The organism is Geobacillus thermodenitrificans subsp. thermodenitrificans DSM 465 (assembly GCF_000496575.1).
Taxonomy (GTDB): domain Bacteria; phylum Bacillota; class Bacilli; order Bacillales; family Anoxybacillaceae; genus Geobacillus; species Geobacillus thermodenitrificans.
In genome coordinates, this window is record NZ_AYKT01000002.1 from 323,728 (window position 1) to 340,202 (window position 16,475).

Sequence of the window (16,475 nt, forward strand, 5' to 3'; positions counted from 1 at the left end):
AACAGGGTGGTACCGCGAGCACAACTCTCGTCCCTGAAGGGGATGAGAGTTTTTTTATATAAAAGACCAAAGGGGAGGATTGTTATGAAAAAGTTAACATCTGCCGAAGTGCGGCGTATGTTTTTGCAGTTTTTCCAAGAAAAAGGCCATGCGGTCGAGCCGAGCGCTTCGCTCATTCCTGTCGATGACCCGTCGTTATTATGGATCAACAGCGGTGTCGCGACGCTGAAAAAATATTTTGATGGCCGTATCATCCCGGACAACCCGCGCATTTGCAATGCGCAAAAATCGATCCGCACAAACGACATCGAAAATGTCGGGAAAACGGCTCGCCACCATACGTTTTTTGAAATGCTCGGCAACTTTTCGATCGGCGATTATTTCAAGCGTGAAGCGATTCATTGGGCATGGGAGTTTTTAACAAGTGAAAAGTGGATTGGTTTTGATCCAGAGCGGTTGTCAGTCACTGTTCATCCGGAAGACGAAGAGGCGTATAACATTTGGCGCAACGAGATCGGTCTTCCTGAAGAGCGGATTATTCGTTTAGAAGGAAACTTCTGGGATATCGGTGAAGGCCCGAGCGGTCCGAACACGGAAATTTTTTATGACCGCGGTGAAGCGTTCGGCAACGATCCAAACGATCCAGAACTGTATCCAGGCGGGGAAAATGACCGCTACTTAGAAGTATGGAATCTCGTCTTTTCACAGTTCAACCATAACCCGGACGGCACGTACACGCCGCTGCCGAAGAAAAACATCGATACCGGCATGGGCTTAGAGCGGATGTGCTCGATTTTGCAAGATGTACCGACGAACTTTGAAACTGATTTGTTCATGCCGATCATCCGCGCGACTGAGCAGATCGCGGGTGAGCAATACGGCAAAGATCCGAATAAAGACGTTGCTTTTAAGGTCATCGCTGACCATATTCGTGCCGTGACGTTTGCGGTCGGCGACGGGGCGCTGCCGTCGAACGAAGGACGAGGCTATGTATTGCGCCGCCTGCTTCGCCGCGCTGTGCGCTATGCGAAACAAATCGGCATTGACCGTCCATTTATGTATGAGCTTGTTCCGGTTGTCGGTGAAATTATGCAAGACTATTATCCGGAAGTGAAAGAAAAAGCCGATTTCATCGCCCGCGTCATTCGGACGGAAGAAGAGCGGTTCCACGAAACGCTTCATGAAGGGCTCGCCATTTTGGCAGAAGTGATGGAAAAGGCGAAAAAACAAGGAAGCACCGTCATTCCAGGAGAAGAGGCGTTCCGCTTGTACGATACGTACGGCTTCCCGCTCGAGCTGACGGAAGAATATGCTGCTGAAGCGGGCATGTCGGTCGATCACGCCGGTTTTGAGCGCGAGATGGAGCGCCAGCGCGAACGGGCCCGTGCCGCTCGCCAAGATGTCGATTCGATGCAAGTGCAAGGCGGGGTGCTCGGCGACATTAAAGACGAAAGCCGTTTTGTCGGCTACGATGAGCTCGTCGTTTCTTCGACGGTCATTGCCATCATTAAAGACGGACAGCTCGTGGAGGAAGTCGGGACTGGCGAGGAAGCACAAATCATCGTTGATGTGACGCCGTTTTACGCCGAAAGCGGCGGACAAATCGCTGACCAAGGTGTGTTTGAAGGCGAAACGGGAACAGCGGTCGTCAAAGATGTGCAAAAAGCACCGAACGGTCAGCACCTCCATTCGATTGTCGTCGAACGCGGTGCGGTGAAAAAAGGCGATCGCTATACGGCGCGCGTCGATGAAGTGAAGCGGTCGCAAATCGTGAAAAACCATACGGCGACCCACTTGCTTCATCAAGCGTTAAAAGACGTTCTTGGCCGCCATGTCAACCAGGCCGGATCACTCGTTGCCCCGGATCGGCTTCGCTTTGACTTTACTCATTTCGGGCAAGTGAAGCCTGATGAGCTCGAGCGCATTGAGGCGATCGTCAATGAACAAATTTGGAAGAGTATTCCGGTCGACATTTTTTACAAACCGCTCGAGGAAGCAAAAGCGATGGGGGCGATGGCGCTGTTTGGTGAAAAATACGGCGATATCGTCCGCGTTGTTAAAGTTGGCGACTACAGCTTAGAGTTGTGCGGCGGCTGCCATGTGCCGAATACAGCGGCCATTGGGTTGTTTAAAATCGTCTCCGAGTCCGGCATCGGTGCCGGCACGCGCCGGATTGAAGCGGTGACTGGGGAAGCGGCATACCGCTTTATGAGCGAACAGCTTGCTCTGTTGCAAGAAGCGGCGCAAAAGCTGAAAACGAGCCCGAGAGAGCTGAATGCCCGCCTTGATGGGCTGTTTGCCGAACTGCGCCAACTGCAGCGCGAAAATGAGTCGCTTGCTGCCCGTCTCGCCCATATGGAGGCGGAACACCTCACCCGTCAAGTGAAAGAGGTGGGCGGTGTGCCGGTATTAGCCGCAAAAGTGCAGGCGAACGACATGAACCAATTGCGGGCGATGGCTGATGACTTGAAGCAAAAACTAGGGACGGCGGTCATCGTGTTAGCGGCCGTGCAAGGTGGCAAAGTCCAATTGATTGCTGCGGTGACTGATGACTTAGTGAAAAAAGGATACCACGCCGGCAAACTCGTCAAAGAAGTGGCTTCACGTTGCGGCGGCGGAGGCGGCGGACGTCCTGATATGGCGCAGGCCGGTGGGAAGGACGCGAACAAAGTCGGCGAAGCGCTCGATTATGTCGAAACATGGGTCAAATCCATTTCCTAAATGGGCGCGAATCGTGTACAATGGATGTAAGATAACGGGATGGCCCAAATGAAGAGCGAGGTGGAAACGGTGAGCTCGTTTGACCAAACGATGCAGTTTCATTTCCCGGAGGAGCCGGCCGAAACGAACGTTCGTGAGGTGTTGCTGACGGTGTACGACGCCTTGCAAGAAAAAGGCTACAATCCGATCAACCAAATTGTCGGCTACTTGTTGTCCGGTGACCCGGCTTACATCCCGCGCCATAAAGATGCGCGCACGCTCATCCGCAAAATTGAGCGCGACGAATTAATCGAAGAATTGGTGAAATTCTATTTACAGGGACAACGAAAGGGTTAACCGATGCGAACGTTAGGACTAGATCTCGGAACGAAAACGCTCGGCGTCGCCGTCAGCGACGAATTCGGTTGGACGGCGCAAGGCTTGGAGACGATCGCCATCGATGAGGAGCGCGGCCACTATGGTTTCGAACGGCTGCGCGCCATCATCGACGAATATGGTGTCGATACGATCGTTGTCGGATGGCCGAAAAACATGAACGGCACGCTCGGGCCGCGCGCCGAGGCGAGCGAGCGGTTTGCTGCCAAGCTGCGTGAGGAGTTTTCTTTGCCGGTCGTGCTTTGGGATGAGCGGCTGTCGACGATGGCTGCCGAGCGCATGCTGATCGCTGCCGATGTGAGCCGGAAAAAGCGGCGGAAAGTGATCGACAAAATGGCAGCGGCCGTCATTTTGCAATCGTATTTGGACAGTAAACGGTGAGTAGGAGGAGAATATCAATGGAACATGGAGACCGTCATATTACCGTTGTCGATGAACAAGGCAACGAGCAGCTGTGCGAAATTTTGTTTACGTTTGAATCAGACGATTTCGGTAAATCGTACGTGTTTTACTATCCGGTCAGCGCCGAGGCTGAAGACGAAGACGGTGAGACGGAAGTGCACGTTTCAGCGTTTATCCCCGGCGACGAAAATGAGGAAGGCGAGCTGCTTCCGATTGAGACGGAAGAAGAATGGGATATGATCGAAGAAGTGTGGAATACATTTTGCGCTGAACAAGAAGAAGGTGAAGAGTGACGAACAAAGCGGTTGCCTAGGGGCGGCCGCTTTTTCTGTGAACATGCGCACATCTTGAGCGGACATTTTCATGCCTAGGGAGAGAGGAAACTTGGCTCATGGATCTTTCTGTGAAAATGAGTGTACCTCGGGTTACCATTTTCATACGTAGGTGGAGAGCAAACTTTGCTCACAGAGCATTTCTGTTCGATGAATTTTTTGAACGGTGAGCGATGAGTTTCAACGGTCGATGGGGATCAGAACTCATCCATGTCACGCTTTTTAATCGCTAAAACGCGAAAAATGGAGAATTTTGTAGTATAATATGACCGATGAAAGGAGGTTGAAGATGAAACAGGGCGATTTTCAGATGTCTAAGGCACGGCTGGTAAGGAAAATGGTTTTGATTGTTTGCGCCGCCCTGCTGGTCGCGCTTGTCATCGCTGGCACCAGCAGTTTTCTATATATCCGTTCAGCGTTCGAGCCAGTCGACCCAGATGACCGCACTCCGGTGCATGTCTCCATTCCAATCGGTTCATCGGTGGCGGATATTGCCGAACAACTTGAACAAAAGCGACTGATTAAAAGCGCGACGGTCTTCCGCTACTACGTTCGCTGGAAAAACGAGTCCGGCTTTCAAGCCGGTGAGTATGAGTTGACGCGGGCGCTGCCGATGACGCGCATCATTGAGCTGTTAAAAACCGGGAAGTCGTTGAAAATCGGATTGAAGTTGACGATCCCCGAAGGATCGCAGCTTGTGCAAATCGCCGATCTCATCGCCGCAAAAACAGGGTACAAGCAAGAAGAGATTATGAAGCAGATGAATGACCGTGCGTACATTGAACAGCTGATGAAGACATATCCTGATTTATTAACGAACGATATTTTTCATAAAAACATTCGCTATCCGCTTGAAGGTTACTTGTTCCCAGCCACTTATGTGTTTGCGGACAAAAAGCCGCCGCTTCCGGAAATCATTGAGGCAATGGTCGCCAAAACAGCGGTCGTGCTCGACACATACAAGGATGCGATGAAGGAAAGGCAGATGTCGCCGCATCAGCTGTTGACGATGGCGTCATTAATTGAAGAAGAGGCAACGGAAAAAGCCGACCGCGAGAAAATTGCTAGCGTATTTTACAACCGGCTGCGCATCGGCATGCCGCTGCAAACTGACCCCACTGTCTTATACGCGCTTGGCAAACATAAGGAGCGTGTCTTTTACAAAGACTTGAAAGTCGACTCACCGTACAATACGTACATTCATAAAGGGCTGACGCCAGGGCCGATTGCCAATGCTGGCACGATGTCGATCGAAGCGGCGCTCGAGCCGGCGACGACCGACTATTTATACTTTTTGGCGACACCAGCTGGAGACGTCATTTTCACCAAAACATTGGATGAGCATAACCGAGAAAAAGCGAAGCATATTGGGAAACAATAGAGTAAAACGGAAGTTGCTGGCCAATCGGGCTAAATGGCTTCGCTTTTTCGCTGTTTTGTGGTAGTATAGATAAAGTTGAACAGGCTAATGATAAGAGTCCGCTTGCGGCTCTTATTTTTCATGATGATGAAGCGCAAACCTTGGGGCTGTCGATCGGCTCTAGGCAGGCGCTTTTCACTTTGTTGATGCCGGGGAGGAATCGTCTTGCTCGCAAAAGACGTCGTTCACTATTTGCAGCAGCTGCGCCCGGCACCGGATCCGGATATCGCGGAAATGGAACAGTACGCGCATGAACACCGCGTGCCGATTATGGATCCGGTGAGCATGGAAGTGCTGCTGTTTGTGTTGAAAACCGTCAGACCACGCCGTATTTTGGAAATTGGCACAGCGATCGGCTATTCGGCGATCCGAATGGCGAAAGCGTTGCCGGAGGCGCACATTGTGACGATTGAAAAAGACCGGGAGCGATACGACCGCGCCCGTTTTTATATCGGGAAGACGAATACCGAACATCAAATCGAAGCCGTCTTTGGTGATGCGCTCGCGGTTGAGGCCGATGTGGCCGCTGCCGCCCCGTTTGATGCCATGTTTATTGACGCCGCCAAAGGGCAGTATGAACGCTTTTTTACGCTCTATGAGCCGCTTCTTGCTGAAGGCGGCCTCATCATCAGCGACAACGTGCTGTTTAAAGGGCTCGTCGCCGCCGAAACGCCCGCGGACAATAAGCGGCTTTGGAACATTGCGAAAAAAATCCGTCGCTACAACGAATGGCTGATGGCCCGGAGCGATTATGACACGATCATCATTCCGGTCGGGGACGGGCTCGCTATATCGAAAAAACGAGGTGAACGAGAATGAAAAAACCGGAATTGCTCGTCACACCGACGAGCGTTTCCCATATTGACGAACTCGCGAAAGCGGGAGCGGACGCTGTCATTGTCGGCGAACAGCGCTATGGCTTGCGGCTCGCCGGCGAGTTTTCCCGCACCGATGTCGCCGCGGCTGTTGAAGCGGCCCGCCGGCACGGCATGAATGTTTACGTGGCGATGAACGCCATTTTTCATAATGATAAAGTGGACGAACTCGCTGATTACGTCGCCTTTGTCGCCGACGTAGGCGCTGATGCCATCGTCTTCGGCGACCCAGCGGTTTTACTGACAGTACGAGAAACCGCCCCTCATATGAAGCTCCATTGGAGCACGGAAACGACAGCGACAAACTGGTATACGTGCAACTACTGGGGACGAAAAGGAGCGAAACGCGCCGTCTTGGCGCGCGAGCTGAACATGGACGCCATTTTAGAAATCAAGGCCCATGCCGAAGTGGAAATCGAAGTGCAAGTGCATGGCATGACGTGCATGTATCAGTCGAAGCGTTCACTGATCGGCAACTATTTTGAATATCAAGGAAAAGTGATGGAAATTGAACGGAAAAAGTATGAAAAAGGGATGTTCCTGTACGACAAAGAACGCGACCATAAATACCCGATTTTTGAAGACGAAAACGGCACACACATTATGAGCCCGAACGATCTTTGCATTATTGACGAACTGGGCGACATGGTGAATGCTGGCATTGACAGCTTTAAAATCGACGGTATTTTGCATGAACCGGGCTACATTACCGAAGTGACGAAGCTGTATCGCCATGCCATCGATTTATGCGCCGATGACCGTGAGCGCTACGAGAAGGAGAAAGACGATTTGCTCGCTGCCGTTGAAGCGCTCCAGCCGCCGCACCGCCGAATTGATACCGGATTTTTCTTCAAAGAAACGATTTATTGAAAAAGGAGGGAAACGACATGTTGCTGAAAAATGAACGCATTTCCGAGATCGTTGACGGCAAGCGCGTCATCGTAAAAAAGCCGGAGTTGCTCGCGCCGGCCGGCAACTTGGAAAAGCTGAAAATCGCCGTTCATTACGGTGCGGACGCCGTCTTTATCGGCGGTCAGGAATACAGTTTGCGGGCCAACGCTGACAACTTTACGATTGAGGAAATTCGCGAAGGAGTGGAATTTGCCAATCAGTACGGGGCAAAAGTGTACGTAACGGCCAACATTTACGCGCATAACGAAAACATTCCCGGCCTTGACGACTATTTGCGGGCACTAGAAGATGCTGGCGTTCACGGCATTATCGTCGCCGATCCACTCATCATCGAAACAGCGCGCCGAGTGGCGCCGAAGCTCGAAGTGCATTTGAGCACACAGCAGTCGCTTGCCAACTGGAAAGCGGTCCAATTTTGGAAAGAGGAAGGGCTCGAGCGAGTTGTGCTTGCCCGCGAAGTAAGTGCTGAAGAAATTCGGCAAATTAAGGAGAAAGTCGATATTGAAATCGAGGCATTCATCCATGGAGCGATGTGTTCCGCCTACTCGGGCCGTTGTGTATTGAGCAACCATATGACCGCTCGTGACTCGAACCGTGGCGGGTGCTGTCAGTCATGCCGCTGGGATTACGATTTGTACCAGCTGTCTGATGATGGCCGCGAAATCCCTCTGTTTTCTGAAAATGACGCGCCGTTTGCCATGAGCGCGAAAGATTTAAACTTGATCCGCGCCATTCCGGCGATGATTGAACTTGGCGTCGACAGCTTGAAAATTGAAGGACGGATGAAATCGATCCATTACGTGGCGACGGTCGTCAGCGTATATCGGAAAGTGATCGACGCTTACTGTGCTGACCCCGACCATTTCACGATTCGTGAAGAGTGGGTGCGTGAGCTCGACAAATGTGCCAACCGTGAAACGGCTTCTTCGTTTTTTGAAGGCTTTCCTGACTATACAAACCATATGTATGGCACGCACAGCCGAAAAACGACGCATGAGTTTGCCGGCTTGGTGCTTGATTACGACCGGGAGACGGGTATCGCCACCATCCAACAGCGCAACCATTTTAAACCGGGCGACGAAGTCGAATTTTTTGGTCCGGAAATTGAAAACTTTACCCAAGTCATTGAAAAAATTTGGGATGAAGACGGCAACGAGCTTGATGCAGCGCGCCATCCGCTGCAAATCGTCAAGGTTCCAGTCAAGCGCCCTCTCTTCCCATACAACATGATGAGAAAGGAGAATTAAGATGGCGAAGAAACCCGTTGTCATCGGCGTTGCCGGCGGCTCCGGTTCAGGGAAAACGAGCGTCGCCCGCGCGATTTACGACCATTTTGGCGACCGCTCGATTCTTGTCTTGGAGCAAGACTTTTATTATAAAGACCAAAGCCATCTTCCGTTTGAGGAGCGGCTGAAGACAAATTACGACCACCCGCTGGCGTTTGACAACGACTTATTGATCGAACACGTGCATAAACTGCTTCGCTATGAACCGATCGACAAGCCAGTGTATGACTATACGCTGCATACTCGTTCGAATCAAGTCATCCACGTTGAGCCGAGAGATGTCATTATTTTAGAAGGAATCCTTGTTTTAGAGGATGAGCGGCTTCGCAATTTGATGGACATCAAGGTGTATGTCGACACCGACCCGGACCTTCGCATCATCCGCCGCCTCATCCGTGACATTAAAGAGCGCGGCCGCACGTTTGACTCGGTCATTGACCAATATTTATCCGTTGTCCGGCCGATGCACAACCAGTTTGTCGAACCGACGAAGCGCTATGCGGACGTCATCATCCCGGAAGGCGGGCAAAACGTCGTCGCTATCGATTTAATGGTGGCAAAAATTCGCACAGTCCTTGAACAAAAATCGGTTTTATAATAACATAACAGAGACAAAACAATATATTATATAACAAGTAAGCGTACGAACAGTTGTTTTTCTGTTCGTACGTTTTACATAATGAAGAACATAGAGGAGTGAGATCAATGGCTAATGAGAAGCAGTATCCGATGACGAAAGAGGGAAAAGAGAAACTGGAGCAAGAACTTGAGTATTTAAAAACCGTGAAACGAAAAGAAGTTGTCGAACGCATTAAAATTGCACGGGGGTTTGGTGATTTATCGGAAAACTCGGAATACGATGCAGCAAAAGATGAGCAGGCGTTTGTCGAATCACGCATTCAAATGCTCGAAACGATGATTCGCAACGCGGTCATCATTGAAGAAGACAAAGAAAACCCAGACGTCGTCTCACTCGGCAAATCGGTGACGTTCATTGAGCTTCCGGACGGTGAGGAAGAGACGTATACAATTGTCGGTAGCGCCGAAGCCGATCCGTTTGAAGGGAAAATTTCCAACGACTCACCGATTGCCAAATCGCTGATCGGCCACCGCGTCGGCGACGAAGTGACTGTACAAACGCCAGGCGGGGAAATGCTCGTGAAAATTGTTGCAGTGAAATAAGCGCACCGTGCTGTCTTATGAAATGAGCGGCGGCTCAAGCCAAACGGACAGCGGTGTAAACAAAGCGGGAAAATCACTGCCTTTGGTACGTTTCAAACGAAAACACCTCGTCAAAACTGATGATGAGGTGTTTTCTTTATGTGGAAAAAACGGACGCTCGCCATGCTGGCGCTCATTCAATTCGGTTTGCTGCTGCTTATCGGGCGATTGGCCCAGCTTCAGCTCATTGACACGGAATCGTTTTCCAATCATAATTTAATTGCCGAGAGCGTTGCCCAGCGCACACAAGAATTGATGATCGATGATGGCCGTGGGTCGTTCGTCGATCGAAATGGAAAGCCGCTTACAAAACGGTACGTGCCATCGCTTGTGTTATTTCCGTTTTTAAACACGGTGACATGGCCAATTGAACAAGTTGCGCGCATCATAGATGTCCCTGAGGAAGAGATTCGCCGTCAGCTCGAGCGGGCAAACGGGCCGTTCGTCTTCGAGCAAGACGGTGAGCCACTCGCGTTAAGCGAAAGGCAGATGAAACAAATTAACGATTTGCGCATCCCAGGTGTCTTGGCCGTCAATAAACAATATGCACTCGAGACGGTGTACGCTCCGCATGTGCTTGGCTTCACTCGTCCGGATCGCGAGCTGTTGCGTCAACGGTATCCAAAACGACCGATCCCACCGCGGGCCGAGGCCGGTATTCAAGGGCTCGAGAAGGCGTTTGACGAATTTTTGCTCGCCGATGATGAGACGAAGCTGCTTTATCACGTCGATGCTGAAGGAAGGCCGCTGTTTGGGCTCGATGTGAAATATAGCGAACCAGGTAACCCGTTTTATCCGGTGACCGTCCAAACCACACTTGATCGTGATATACAGCAAGAGATGGAGCGGATCGTGGATCGATACGGACTGAAAAAAGGTGGTCTCGTCTTGCTAGATATCGATACAAACAGCGTGCTCGCTCTAGTCAGCCGCCCGAATATGGATCCGCGCGATCCGTACAAAAACCGCGGAGCGGAAAATCAAATGGTGCTGCCGCACATTCCCGGCTCCATCTTTAAGACAGTGATCGCCGCGGCGGCACTCGACGAAGGGCTTGCTTCGTTCAAGACGATGTTTGACTGCAGCAAAAAAATTGACGGCATAACCCGCGATAAGGAGCACGATTACGGCATGCTCGACTTGACTGACAGTTTTGCTGTCAGCTGCAATAACGCCTTCGCCACCCTCGGCAAAAAGTTAATTCAGCATGATTCAGACGCATTTGAGACGTATGCCGAAAAGCTTGGGCTGTATCCGATGGCTGGCTGGGAGGGGACGGTTTACCGTGAAGAGCAATTTCGCCAGTTCCCGGAAGAGCGGAAAGGAACGATCTGGCACGATCGGCATGACAAGCAGGTGCCGCTCGCTGTAGCGCAAACGGCGATCGGGCAAAAAGATGTACGCGTCTCGCCGCTTGGCGTTGCCAATATGATGGCGACGATCGCCCGCGGTGGTGAAGCGCTTAAAGTGCGAGCCGTCGATCAAGTACTCTATAAAAACGGTACAACGTTGTTTTCATTTTCACCCGAACCGGCGACAAATCAGGAGCCGCTCGCGCCAAAAACGGTACAACAGCTCCAGCAGCTGTTGCGCGGTGTCGTCACTAAGGAAGAAGGAACCGGGCGCCGCTTCCGCTCATTGCCGTATGCTGTCGCCGGCAAATCGGGAACGGCGGAGACAGGAAAAACGGATGACGAGGGTGAATTAATTAATAAATGGTTTGCCGGCTATTTCCCAGTTGATCGTCCGAAATATGCTCTTGTCGTCGTCGAGCTCGACCGCCCGAATGGGCGCACCGTGACGAACGACGTGTTTGCTGCTGCCGTCGAAACGCTTTACGCTTATGACAAAAACGAGCAGGGATAACGAACTCGTATAGAGAACCCGTTTTTCAGCAGGAAAACCGCATAAAAAAGGGGGAGGAGACTATGCCACAAACAGGGACGCGCTTTGCCGCCCGCGCTAAGCGGCGGAAAATCAACCGCTGGCTGAACGGGGCGATTGCCATTGTCGTGCTGCTCATTGTCGTTGTTGCTTGGAATTTGCTGTTTAGCAGCTCGCCAAGCCGTGAGGAGACTGAAGCTGGGGCAAAAACAGCTCAATCAGCAAACAACGCGAAACGAGTGGAAGTGGAAACAGCAGCGCCGACCGAAACGGAGGAACCTCAGCAAGAGGACGATGAGGCTTCCACCGAGGAGAAAGATCAAGATGAAGATGAAGCCGAAGTGACGGAAACACCGGGGCCGCCGGGGTCGAACATTGAAAAAGAAATTGTCAACCCGGCATGGCAACCAGTCGGTACGACACAATCAGAGCCGCACGAAACGGTGTTTAAGAAAGACTCAGTCGACTGGAAAGAAATGCTTGATGCAGTTAGTTATGCGACCGGCATTGCTCCCGAAGAGATGATTGTTTGGTTCATCGGCAACAACGGACCGAACAAAGCGGTCGCTACAATTTCCAAGAAGGATCAAACCGCTCATTACAAAGTGTATATTGAATGGGTGACGAATGAAGGCTGGAAGCCGACAAAAGTGCAAAAACTGAAGAAAAGGCCGTAACGTCTTTGGAAAGTATGGACCCGGCCAGTGTCGGAATGGAAACGTTAGAGGTGCATTTAGATGTGGTGTCAAGCAGGTGCCCGAAGCAGCATGGGCACCTGTTATTTTTTTGCTTTGAAGTGGACAACCGCACTGTAAAACCGTTTCCCGTTTTCCATGACATGCATTTGGTGCGATACATGGTGAACGGAAAGCAACAATGCTTTATTATGTTCGATTTGCTCGTTAATTTTTTTCTCAAGTGTCTGTAAATCATCCGCTTCAAAAAATTCCACTTTGTCTTCGATTAAATCAAGAGAAATGTTGAACATCGTTTTGCCTCCTTTCAAAGCCAGTGTAGCAAATTTTCCCGCCCTCATCCACCAGTTCATAAGGGGGAACAATACATGTAGTGGCAAACATGATCATTGAACAAAAGAAAAACATATGCTACATTGGGAACAGGTAATCACCAAAAACATACTATATTTATAGGAATTATAAACTTTACGAGGTGTGACTACATGGGTAGGGAATTTCTTGATTTGTTTGAGCAATGGGCAGAGTCGTATGACCAATCGGTCGAAGGCTATGATGAACAATACCGTGACGTGTTTGCCGGCTATGATCGCATTTTAAGCACGGTTGCTGATAAAGCGGGCCAAGTCGTGCTCGAATTTGGTATTGGCACCGGCAATTTGACGAAAAAGTTGCTCGAGCGCGGAAAAACGGTATATGGAATTGAGCCATCAGCGCCGATGCGGAAAAAGGCGGCGGAAAAGCTCGGAGAACGCGCAGTCATTATGGATGGCGACTTTTTGCAGTTTCCGCTGCCGCCAGAACCGATCGACACGATCGCCAGTACGTATGCGTTCCACCATTTGACCGATGCTGAAAAAGACGAGGCGATCGCCAAATATAGTCAACTGCTTCACTCCGGTGGTAAAATAGTGTTTGCCGATACGGCGTTTCGCGACAAAGAGGCGTTCCGCCAGACGGTGGAAGCCGCTCGGGCACGCGGCTTCCATGATTTAGCTGATGATTTGGAACGCGAATATTATACGACGCTTGATGTATTGGCTTCGCTATTTGCCAACCACGGCTTTTCCGTCTCCTTTGCACAGCAAAACGCGTTTGTCTGGGTGATGGAGGCGGTGAAACAAACGACATAGAAAGAGGGAGAACGATGAAAGCAGCTATTATTGGAGCAATGGAAGAAGAAGTAGCCATTTTGCGGTCGCGCATGGAAGAGCGCGAAGAGGTAGTGATCGCCGGATGCGAATTTTCCACTGGACGCCTTGACGGTGTCGAAGCGGTGTTGTTGAAGTCTGGCATCGGCAAGGTGAACGCTGCGATGGGAACGACACTTTTGCTTGACCGATTCCGTCCTGATTTTGTGATCAACACTGGCTCAGCCGGCGGTTTTTTGCCATCGCTGCGTGTTGGCGACCTTGTGATTTCTGATGAAGTCGTTCATCATGATGTTGATGTGACGGCGTTTGGCTATGCGTACGGGCAAGTGCCCGGCTTGCCGGCGCGTTATCGGGCCGATGAGGCGCTTGTCGAGGCAGCGAAGCAGGCCGCGGCGCAGCTTGATGGCCTCCAAGCGGCCATCGGTTTGATCGCAACCGGCGATTCATTTATGAACGACCCGAAACGTGTTGAATTTGTGCGTGGACAGTTTCCGGAGTTGTGCGCCGTCGAAATGGAAGCGGCGGCAATCGCCCAAGTGTGCGTGCAGTTCGGAACGCCGTTTGTCATCATCCGGGCGTTGTCTGATATTGCCGGTGAAGAGTCGAATGTGTCGTTTGAGCAGTTTTTGGAGACGGCGGCGAAACATTCGGCTGAGCTTGTGTTGTCGATGTTGACGGTGGTCCAAAGCAAGGCTAAACAGTGAAAAGCGTAAAGGCGCCGCTGTCTCGCTGCCAAATGGACGTGAAGAAACGGAGTGACTCATATGCAGGTAGCAAAAAGCATCCATGAGCTGATCGGTCATACACCAGTCATCGAAATTACGCGTTTTCCTTTGCCCGAAGGGGTTCGTCTATTTGCAAAACTCGAGTACTTTAATCCAGGAGGAAGCATTAAAGACCGGCTCGGACAGGAGTTTTTGCGTGAAGCGTTGGAATCGGGAAAGCTGAAAGAAGGCGGCACGATTATCGAACCGACCGCCGGCAATACTGGTATTGGTTTGGCGTTAGCGGCGATCGGCAAAAATGTGAATGTCATTTTTTGCGTGCCGGAAAAATTCAGCATCGAAAAGCAGCAACTGATGAAAGCGCTCGGAGCCCAAATCGTCCATACGCCGACTGAAGAGGGGATGGAAGGGGCGATCCGCAAAGCTGAAGAGCTTGCCCGCACGATCCCGGGAGCGTATTGCCCGCAGCAGTTTCAAAATCCGGCCAATCCCAACACGTATTACAAGACACTTGGACCGGAGTTGTGGGATGATCTGGACGGGCAAATCGATATTTTTGTCGCCGGAGCCGGTTCCGGCGGTACGTTTATGGGGACGGCGACGTTTTTAAAAGAAAAAAATCCGGCCATTAAAACGGTCATTGTCGAACCAGAAGGCTCGATTTTAGGCGGCGGTGAGCCCGGTCCACATCGGACGGAGGGAATTGGCATGGAGTTTTTGCCGCCGTTTATGGATCCGGATTATTTTGACGCCATCTATACGATTCGCGATGATGACGCATTCCGCCGCGTGAGCGAACTGGCGCGGCAAGAAGGGCTTTTGGTCGGCAGCTCATCTGGCGCCGCCTTTCATGCCGCCTTGCTTGAGGCTGAGAAGGCGAAGCCGGGGACAAACATCGTCGTCATTTTCCCTGACGGGAGCGAGCGGTATTTAAGCAAAAACATTTACGAAGGTGGAGGATCCTCATGAGACGAAAAACGTTGCTCATTCATGGCGGCATTCCGGGTGACCCGCATACAGGGGCGGTGTCGGTGCCGATTTATCAAGTGAGTACGTACAAGCAAGAAGAAGTTGGAAAGCATAAAGGATTTGAATACTCGCGTACCGGCAACCCGACGCGTGCAGCGCTCGAAAAACTGATTGCTGACCTCGAAGGCGGCGAGGCCGGGTTCGCGTTCGCTTCCGGAATGGCGGCGATTACGGCCGTCATGATGCTGTTTGACAGCGGGGATCATATTGTGCTCACCGATGACGTTTACGGCGGCACGTATCGAGTGATGGCGAACGTGTTAAACCGATTCGGATTGGAATCGACGTTCGTCGATACGAGCGACATCGCCAACATAGAGGCGCACATTCGTCCAAATACGAAAGCCATTTACATTGAGACACCGACGAATCCGTTGTTGAAAATCACGGATTTGAAGGCCGCCGCCGCCATTGCCCGTGCGCACGGGCTGCTATTGATCGTCGATAACACGTTTTCGACACCGTACTTTCAAACGCCGCTTGAGCTTGGCGCTGATATCGTCATCCATAGCGCGACGAAATATTTAGGCGGTCATAGTGACGTCGTCGCCGGACTGGCTGTTGTCCGCACCGCCGAGCTCGCCGAGCGGCTTCATTACGTGCAAAATTCGACGGGCGGCATCCTTGGACCGCAAGATTCGTGGCTGCTTATGCGCGGGATGAAAACGCTTGGCGTGCGGATGGAAGAGCATGAACAAAATGCGCGGGCAATTGCCGCCTTTTTGGCGGAGCATCAGGCGGTTACCCGCGTGTATTATCCTGGGCTTCCGGAGCATCCGAACCATGAGCTGGCGAAAGCACAAATGCGTGGGTTCGGCGGCATGATTTCGTTCGATGTCGGCAGCCTTGAGCGCGCTGAAACGGTGCTGTCGCGTGTCCGCTACTTTACGCTAGCTGAAAGTTTAGGGGCAGTCGAAAGCTTAATTTCATTGCCAGGGAAAATGACACATGCGTCGATCCCGAAAGAGCGGCGTGAACAGCTCGGCATTACTGATGGGCTCATCCGTCTATCGGTCGGCCTTGAAGACGTCAATGATTTGATTGACGATTTGGCGCAAGCGCTTGGTTGAAATTGCCGCTCCTCCTTTTTCGCCCTTTATGGTAAAGTGAGGGCGAGAGGAGGAATTGGCAGTGAATGAACAACAACGGAACGTGCTGCGCACGAAGGCGGGTGACTTCAGGACGTACAGCCTTGTTTTGTTCGCGCTCGGTGCGTTTTTCTATTTGGGCACGATCATCCCAGGAGCACTTGAGACAGCGAAAAAACCGTTTGCCTTGGTGGCCGTTGCCGGCTGCTTGGCCGCGGCATTATACTGCTCGCGCCGCGCTGCCCGTTATGTCTGTCAACTTGAAGAAGAGAACTCGTTCGAACCGTAAACCTGCCTTTTTTACTGAAAGGCAGGTTTTTTATTGAGAGATGACAGAGGGCTTTTTGCTTATTTTG

Annotated in this window: 18 protein-coding genes and 1 other annotated feature (1 of these 19 running past the window's edge); of the genes, 17 read left to right on the forward strand and 1 reads right to left on the reverse strand. The window is 51.4% G+C overall.

Features of this window, described 5'->3' with window-relative positions:
* Positions 1 to 38 (forward strand) — a binding site (T-box leader); it begins 185 nt to the left of the window's first position.
* Positions 39 to 84: 46 nt separating this feature from the next.
* The 12 genes from alaS to DSM465_RS0104065 all read left to right on the forward strand — a co-directional run bounded on the left by alaS (position 85) and on the right by DSM465_RS0104065 (position 12,105).
* Positions 85 to 2,721 (forward strand): alanine--tRNA ligase, encoded by a 2,637-nt coding sequence (gene alaS / locus DSM465_RS0104010; protein ID WP_029760678.1) that lies wholly within the window; start codon positions 85 to 87, stop codon positions 2,719 to 2,721.
* Positions 2,722 to 2,790: 69 nt separating this feature from the next.
* Positions 2,791 to 3,057: an IreB family regulatory phosphoprotein gene (locus tag DSM465_RS0104015; protein ID WP_008881014.1), complete on the forward strand. Its 267-nt coding sequence runs from the start codon at positions 2,791 to 2,793 to the stop codon at positions 3,055 to 3,057.
* 3 nt (positions 3,058 to 3,060) lie between these two features.
* Positions 3,061 to 3,477, forward strand: a complete 417-nt coding sequence (ruvX, locus tag DSM465_RS0104020) for a Holliday junction resolvase RuvX (protein WP_008881013.1) — start codon at positions 3,061 to 3,063, stop codon at positions 3,475 to 3,477.
* Between the two features lie 17 nt (positions 3,478 to 3,494).
* A complete protein-coding gene (locus tag DSM465_RS0104025; protein ID WP_008881012.1) occupies positions 3,495 to 3,791 on the forward strand; it encodes a DUF1292 domain-containing protein in 297 nt (98 codons plus the stop codon).
* Positions 3,792 to 4,119: 328 nt separating this feature from the next.
* The gene (mltG, locus tag DSM465_RS0104030) at positions 4,120 to 5,211 is read left to right on the forward strand and encodes an endolytic transglycosylase MltG (RefSeq protein WP_029760680.1); all 1,092 of its coding nucleotides are present in this window, start codon (positions 4,120 to 4,122) and stop codon (positions 5,209 to 5,211) included.
* 204 nt (positions 5,212 to 5,415) lie between these two features.
* Positions 5,416 to 6,069: an O-methyltransferase gene (locus DSM465_RS0104035; RefSeq protein ID WP_011887872.1), complete on the forward strand. Its 654-nt coding sequence runs from the start codon at positions 5,416 to 5,418 to the stop codon at positions 6,067 to 6,069.
* On the forward strand, positions 6,066 to 6,995 hold the full coding sequence (locus DSM465_RS0104040; RefSeq protein ID WP_011887871.1) for a peptidase U32 family protein: 930 nt from the start codon (positions 6,066 to 6,068) through the stop codon (positions 6,993 to 6,995). Before DSM465_RS0104035 ends, DSM465_RS0104040 begins: the two co-directional genes overlap by 4 nt.
* A 17-nt stretch (positions 6,996 to 7,012) precedes the next feature.
* A complete protein-coding gene (locus DSM465_RS0104045; RefSeq protein ID WP_011887870.1) occupies positions 7,013 to 8,284 on the forward strand; it encodes a peptidase U32 family protein in 1,272 nt (423 codons plus the stop codon).
* A 1-nt stretch (position 8,285) separates the two neighbouring features.
* Positions 8,286 to 8,921 carry a uridine kinase gene (udk, locus tag DSM465_RS0104050; protein ID WP_011887869.1) on the forward strand — a complete coding sequence of 212 codons (636 nt, stop codon included), beginning with the start codon at positions 8,286 to 8,288 and terminating at the stop codon, positions 8,919 to 8,921.
* 107 nt (positions 8,922 to 9,028) lie between these two features.
* On the forward strand, positions 9,029 to 9,505 hold the full coding sequence (gene greA, locus DSM465_RS0104055) for a transcription elongation factor GreA (RefSeq protein WP_008879958.1): 477 nt from the start codon (positions 9,029 to 9,031) through the stop codon (positions 9,503 to 9,505).
* A gap of 138 nt (positions 9,506 to 9,643) precedes the next feature.
* Positions 9,644 to 11,410 carry a peptidoglycan D,D-transpeptidase FtsI family protein gene (locus DSM465_RS0104060; RefSeq protein WP_011887868.1) on the forward strand — a complete coding sequence of 589 codons (1,767 nt, stop codon included), beginning with the start codon at positions 9,644 to 9,646 and terminating at the stop codon, positions 11,408 to 11,410.
* A gap of 62 nt (positions 11,411 to 11,472) precedes the next feature.
* Positions 11,473 to 12,105 carry a YrrS family protein gene (locus DSM465_RS0104065; protein ID WP_011887867.1) on the forward strand — a complete coding sequence of 211 codons (633 nt, stop codon included), beginning with the start codon at positions 11,473 to 11,475 and terminating at the stop codon, positions 12,103 to 12,105.
* 101 nt (positions 12,106 to 12,206) lie between these two features.
* On the opposite strand, the gene DSM465_RS0104070 is transcribed toward DSM465_RS0104065, so the two are convergent.
* Positions 12,207 to 12,416, reverse strand: coding sequence for a YrzA family protein (locus tag DSM465_RS0104070; protein WP_008879955.1), 210 nt, complete (start codon positions 12,414 to 12,416; stop codon positions 12,207 to 12,209).
* A 192-nt stretch (positions 12,417 to 12,608) separates the two neighbouring features.
* Between DSM465_RS0104070 and DSM465_RS0104075 the strand changes: the two genes are divergently transcribed.
* The 5 genes from DSM465_RS0104075 to DSM465_RS0104095 all read left to right on the forward strand — a co-directional run bounded on the left by DSM465_RS0104075 (position 12,609) and on the right by DSM465_RS0104095 (position 16,408).
* Entirely contained in the window at positions 12,609 to 13,256 is a 648-nt protein-coding gene (locus DSM465_RS0104075; RefSeq protein ID WP_011887865.1) for a class I SAM-dependent methyltransferase, read from the forward strand.
* 14 nt (positions 13,257 to 13,270) lie between these two features.
* Positions 13,271 to 13,981 carry a 5'-methylthioadenosine/S-adenosylhomocysteine nucleosidase gene (gene mtnN, locus DSM465_RS0104080; protein WP_011887864.1) on the forward strand — a complete coding sequence of 237 codons (711 nt, stop codon included), beginning with the start codon at positions 13,271 to 13,273 and terminating at the stop codon, positions 13,979 to 13,981.
* Between the two features lie 60 nt (positions 13,982 to 14,041).
* On the forward strand, positions 14,042 to 14,971 hold the full coding sequence (locus DSM465_RS0104085; protein ID WP_008879952.1) for a PLP-dependent cysteine synthase family protein: 930 nt from the start codon (positions 14,042 to 14,044) through the stop codon (positions 14,969 to 14,971).
* Positions 14,968 to 16,101 carry a bifunctional cystathionine gamma-lyase/homocysteine desulfhydrase gene (locus DSM465_RS0104090; protein ID WP_008879951.1) on the forward strand — a complete coding sequence of 378 codons (1,134 nt, stop codon included), beginning with the start codon at positions 14,968 to 14,970 and terminating at the stop codon, positions 16,099 to 16,101. Before DSM465_RS0104085 ends, DSM465_RS0104090 begins: the two co-directional genes overlap by 4 nt.
* Before the next feature lie 61 nt (positions 16,102 to 16,162).
* Entirely contained in the window at positions 16,163 to 16,408 is a 246-nt protein-coding gene (locus DSM465_RS0104095; RefSeq protein ID WP_008879950.1) for a YrhC family protein, read from the forward strand.
* Positions 16,409 to 16,475 lie beyond the last annotated feature (67 nt).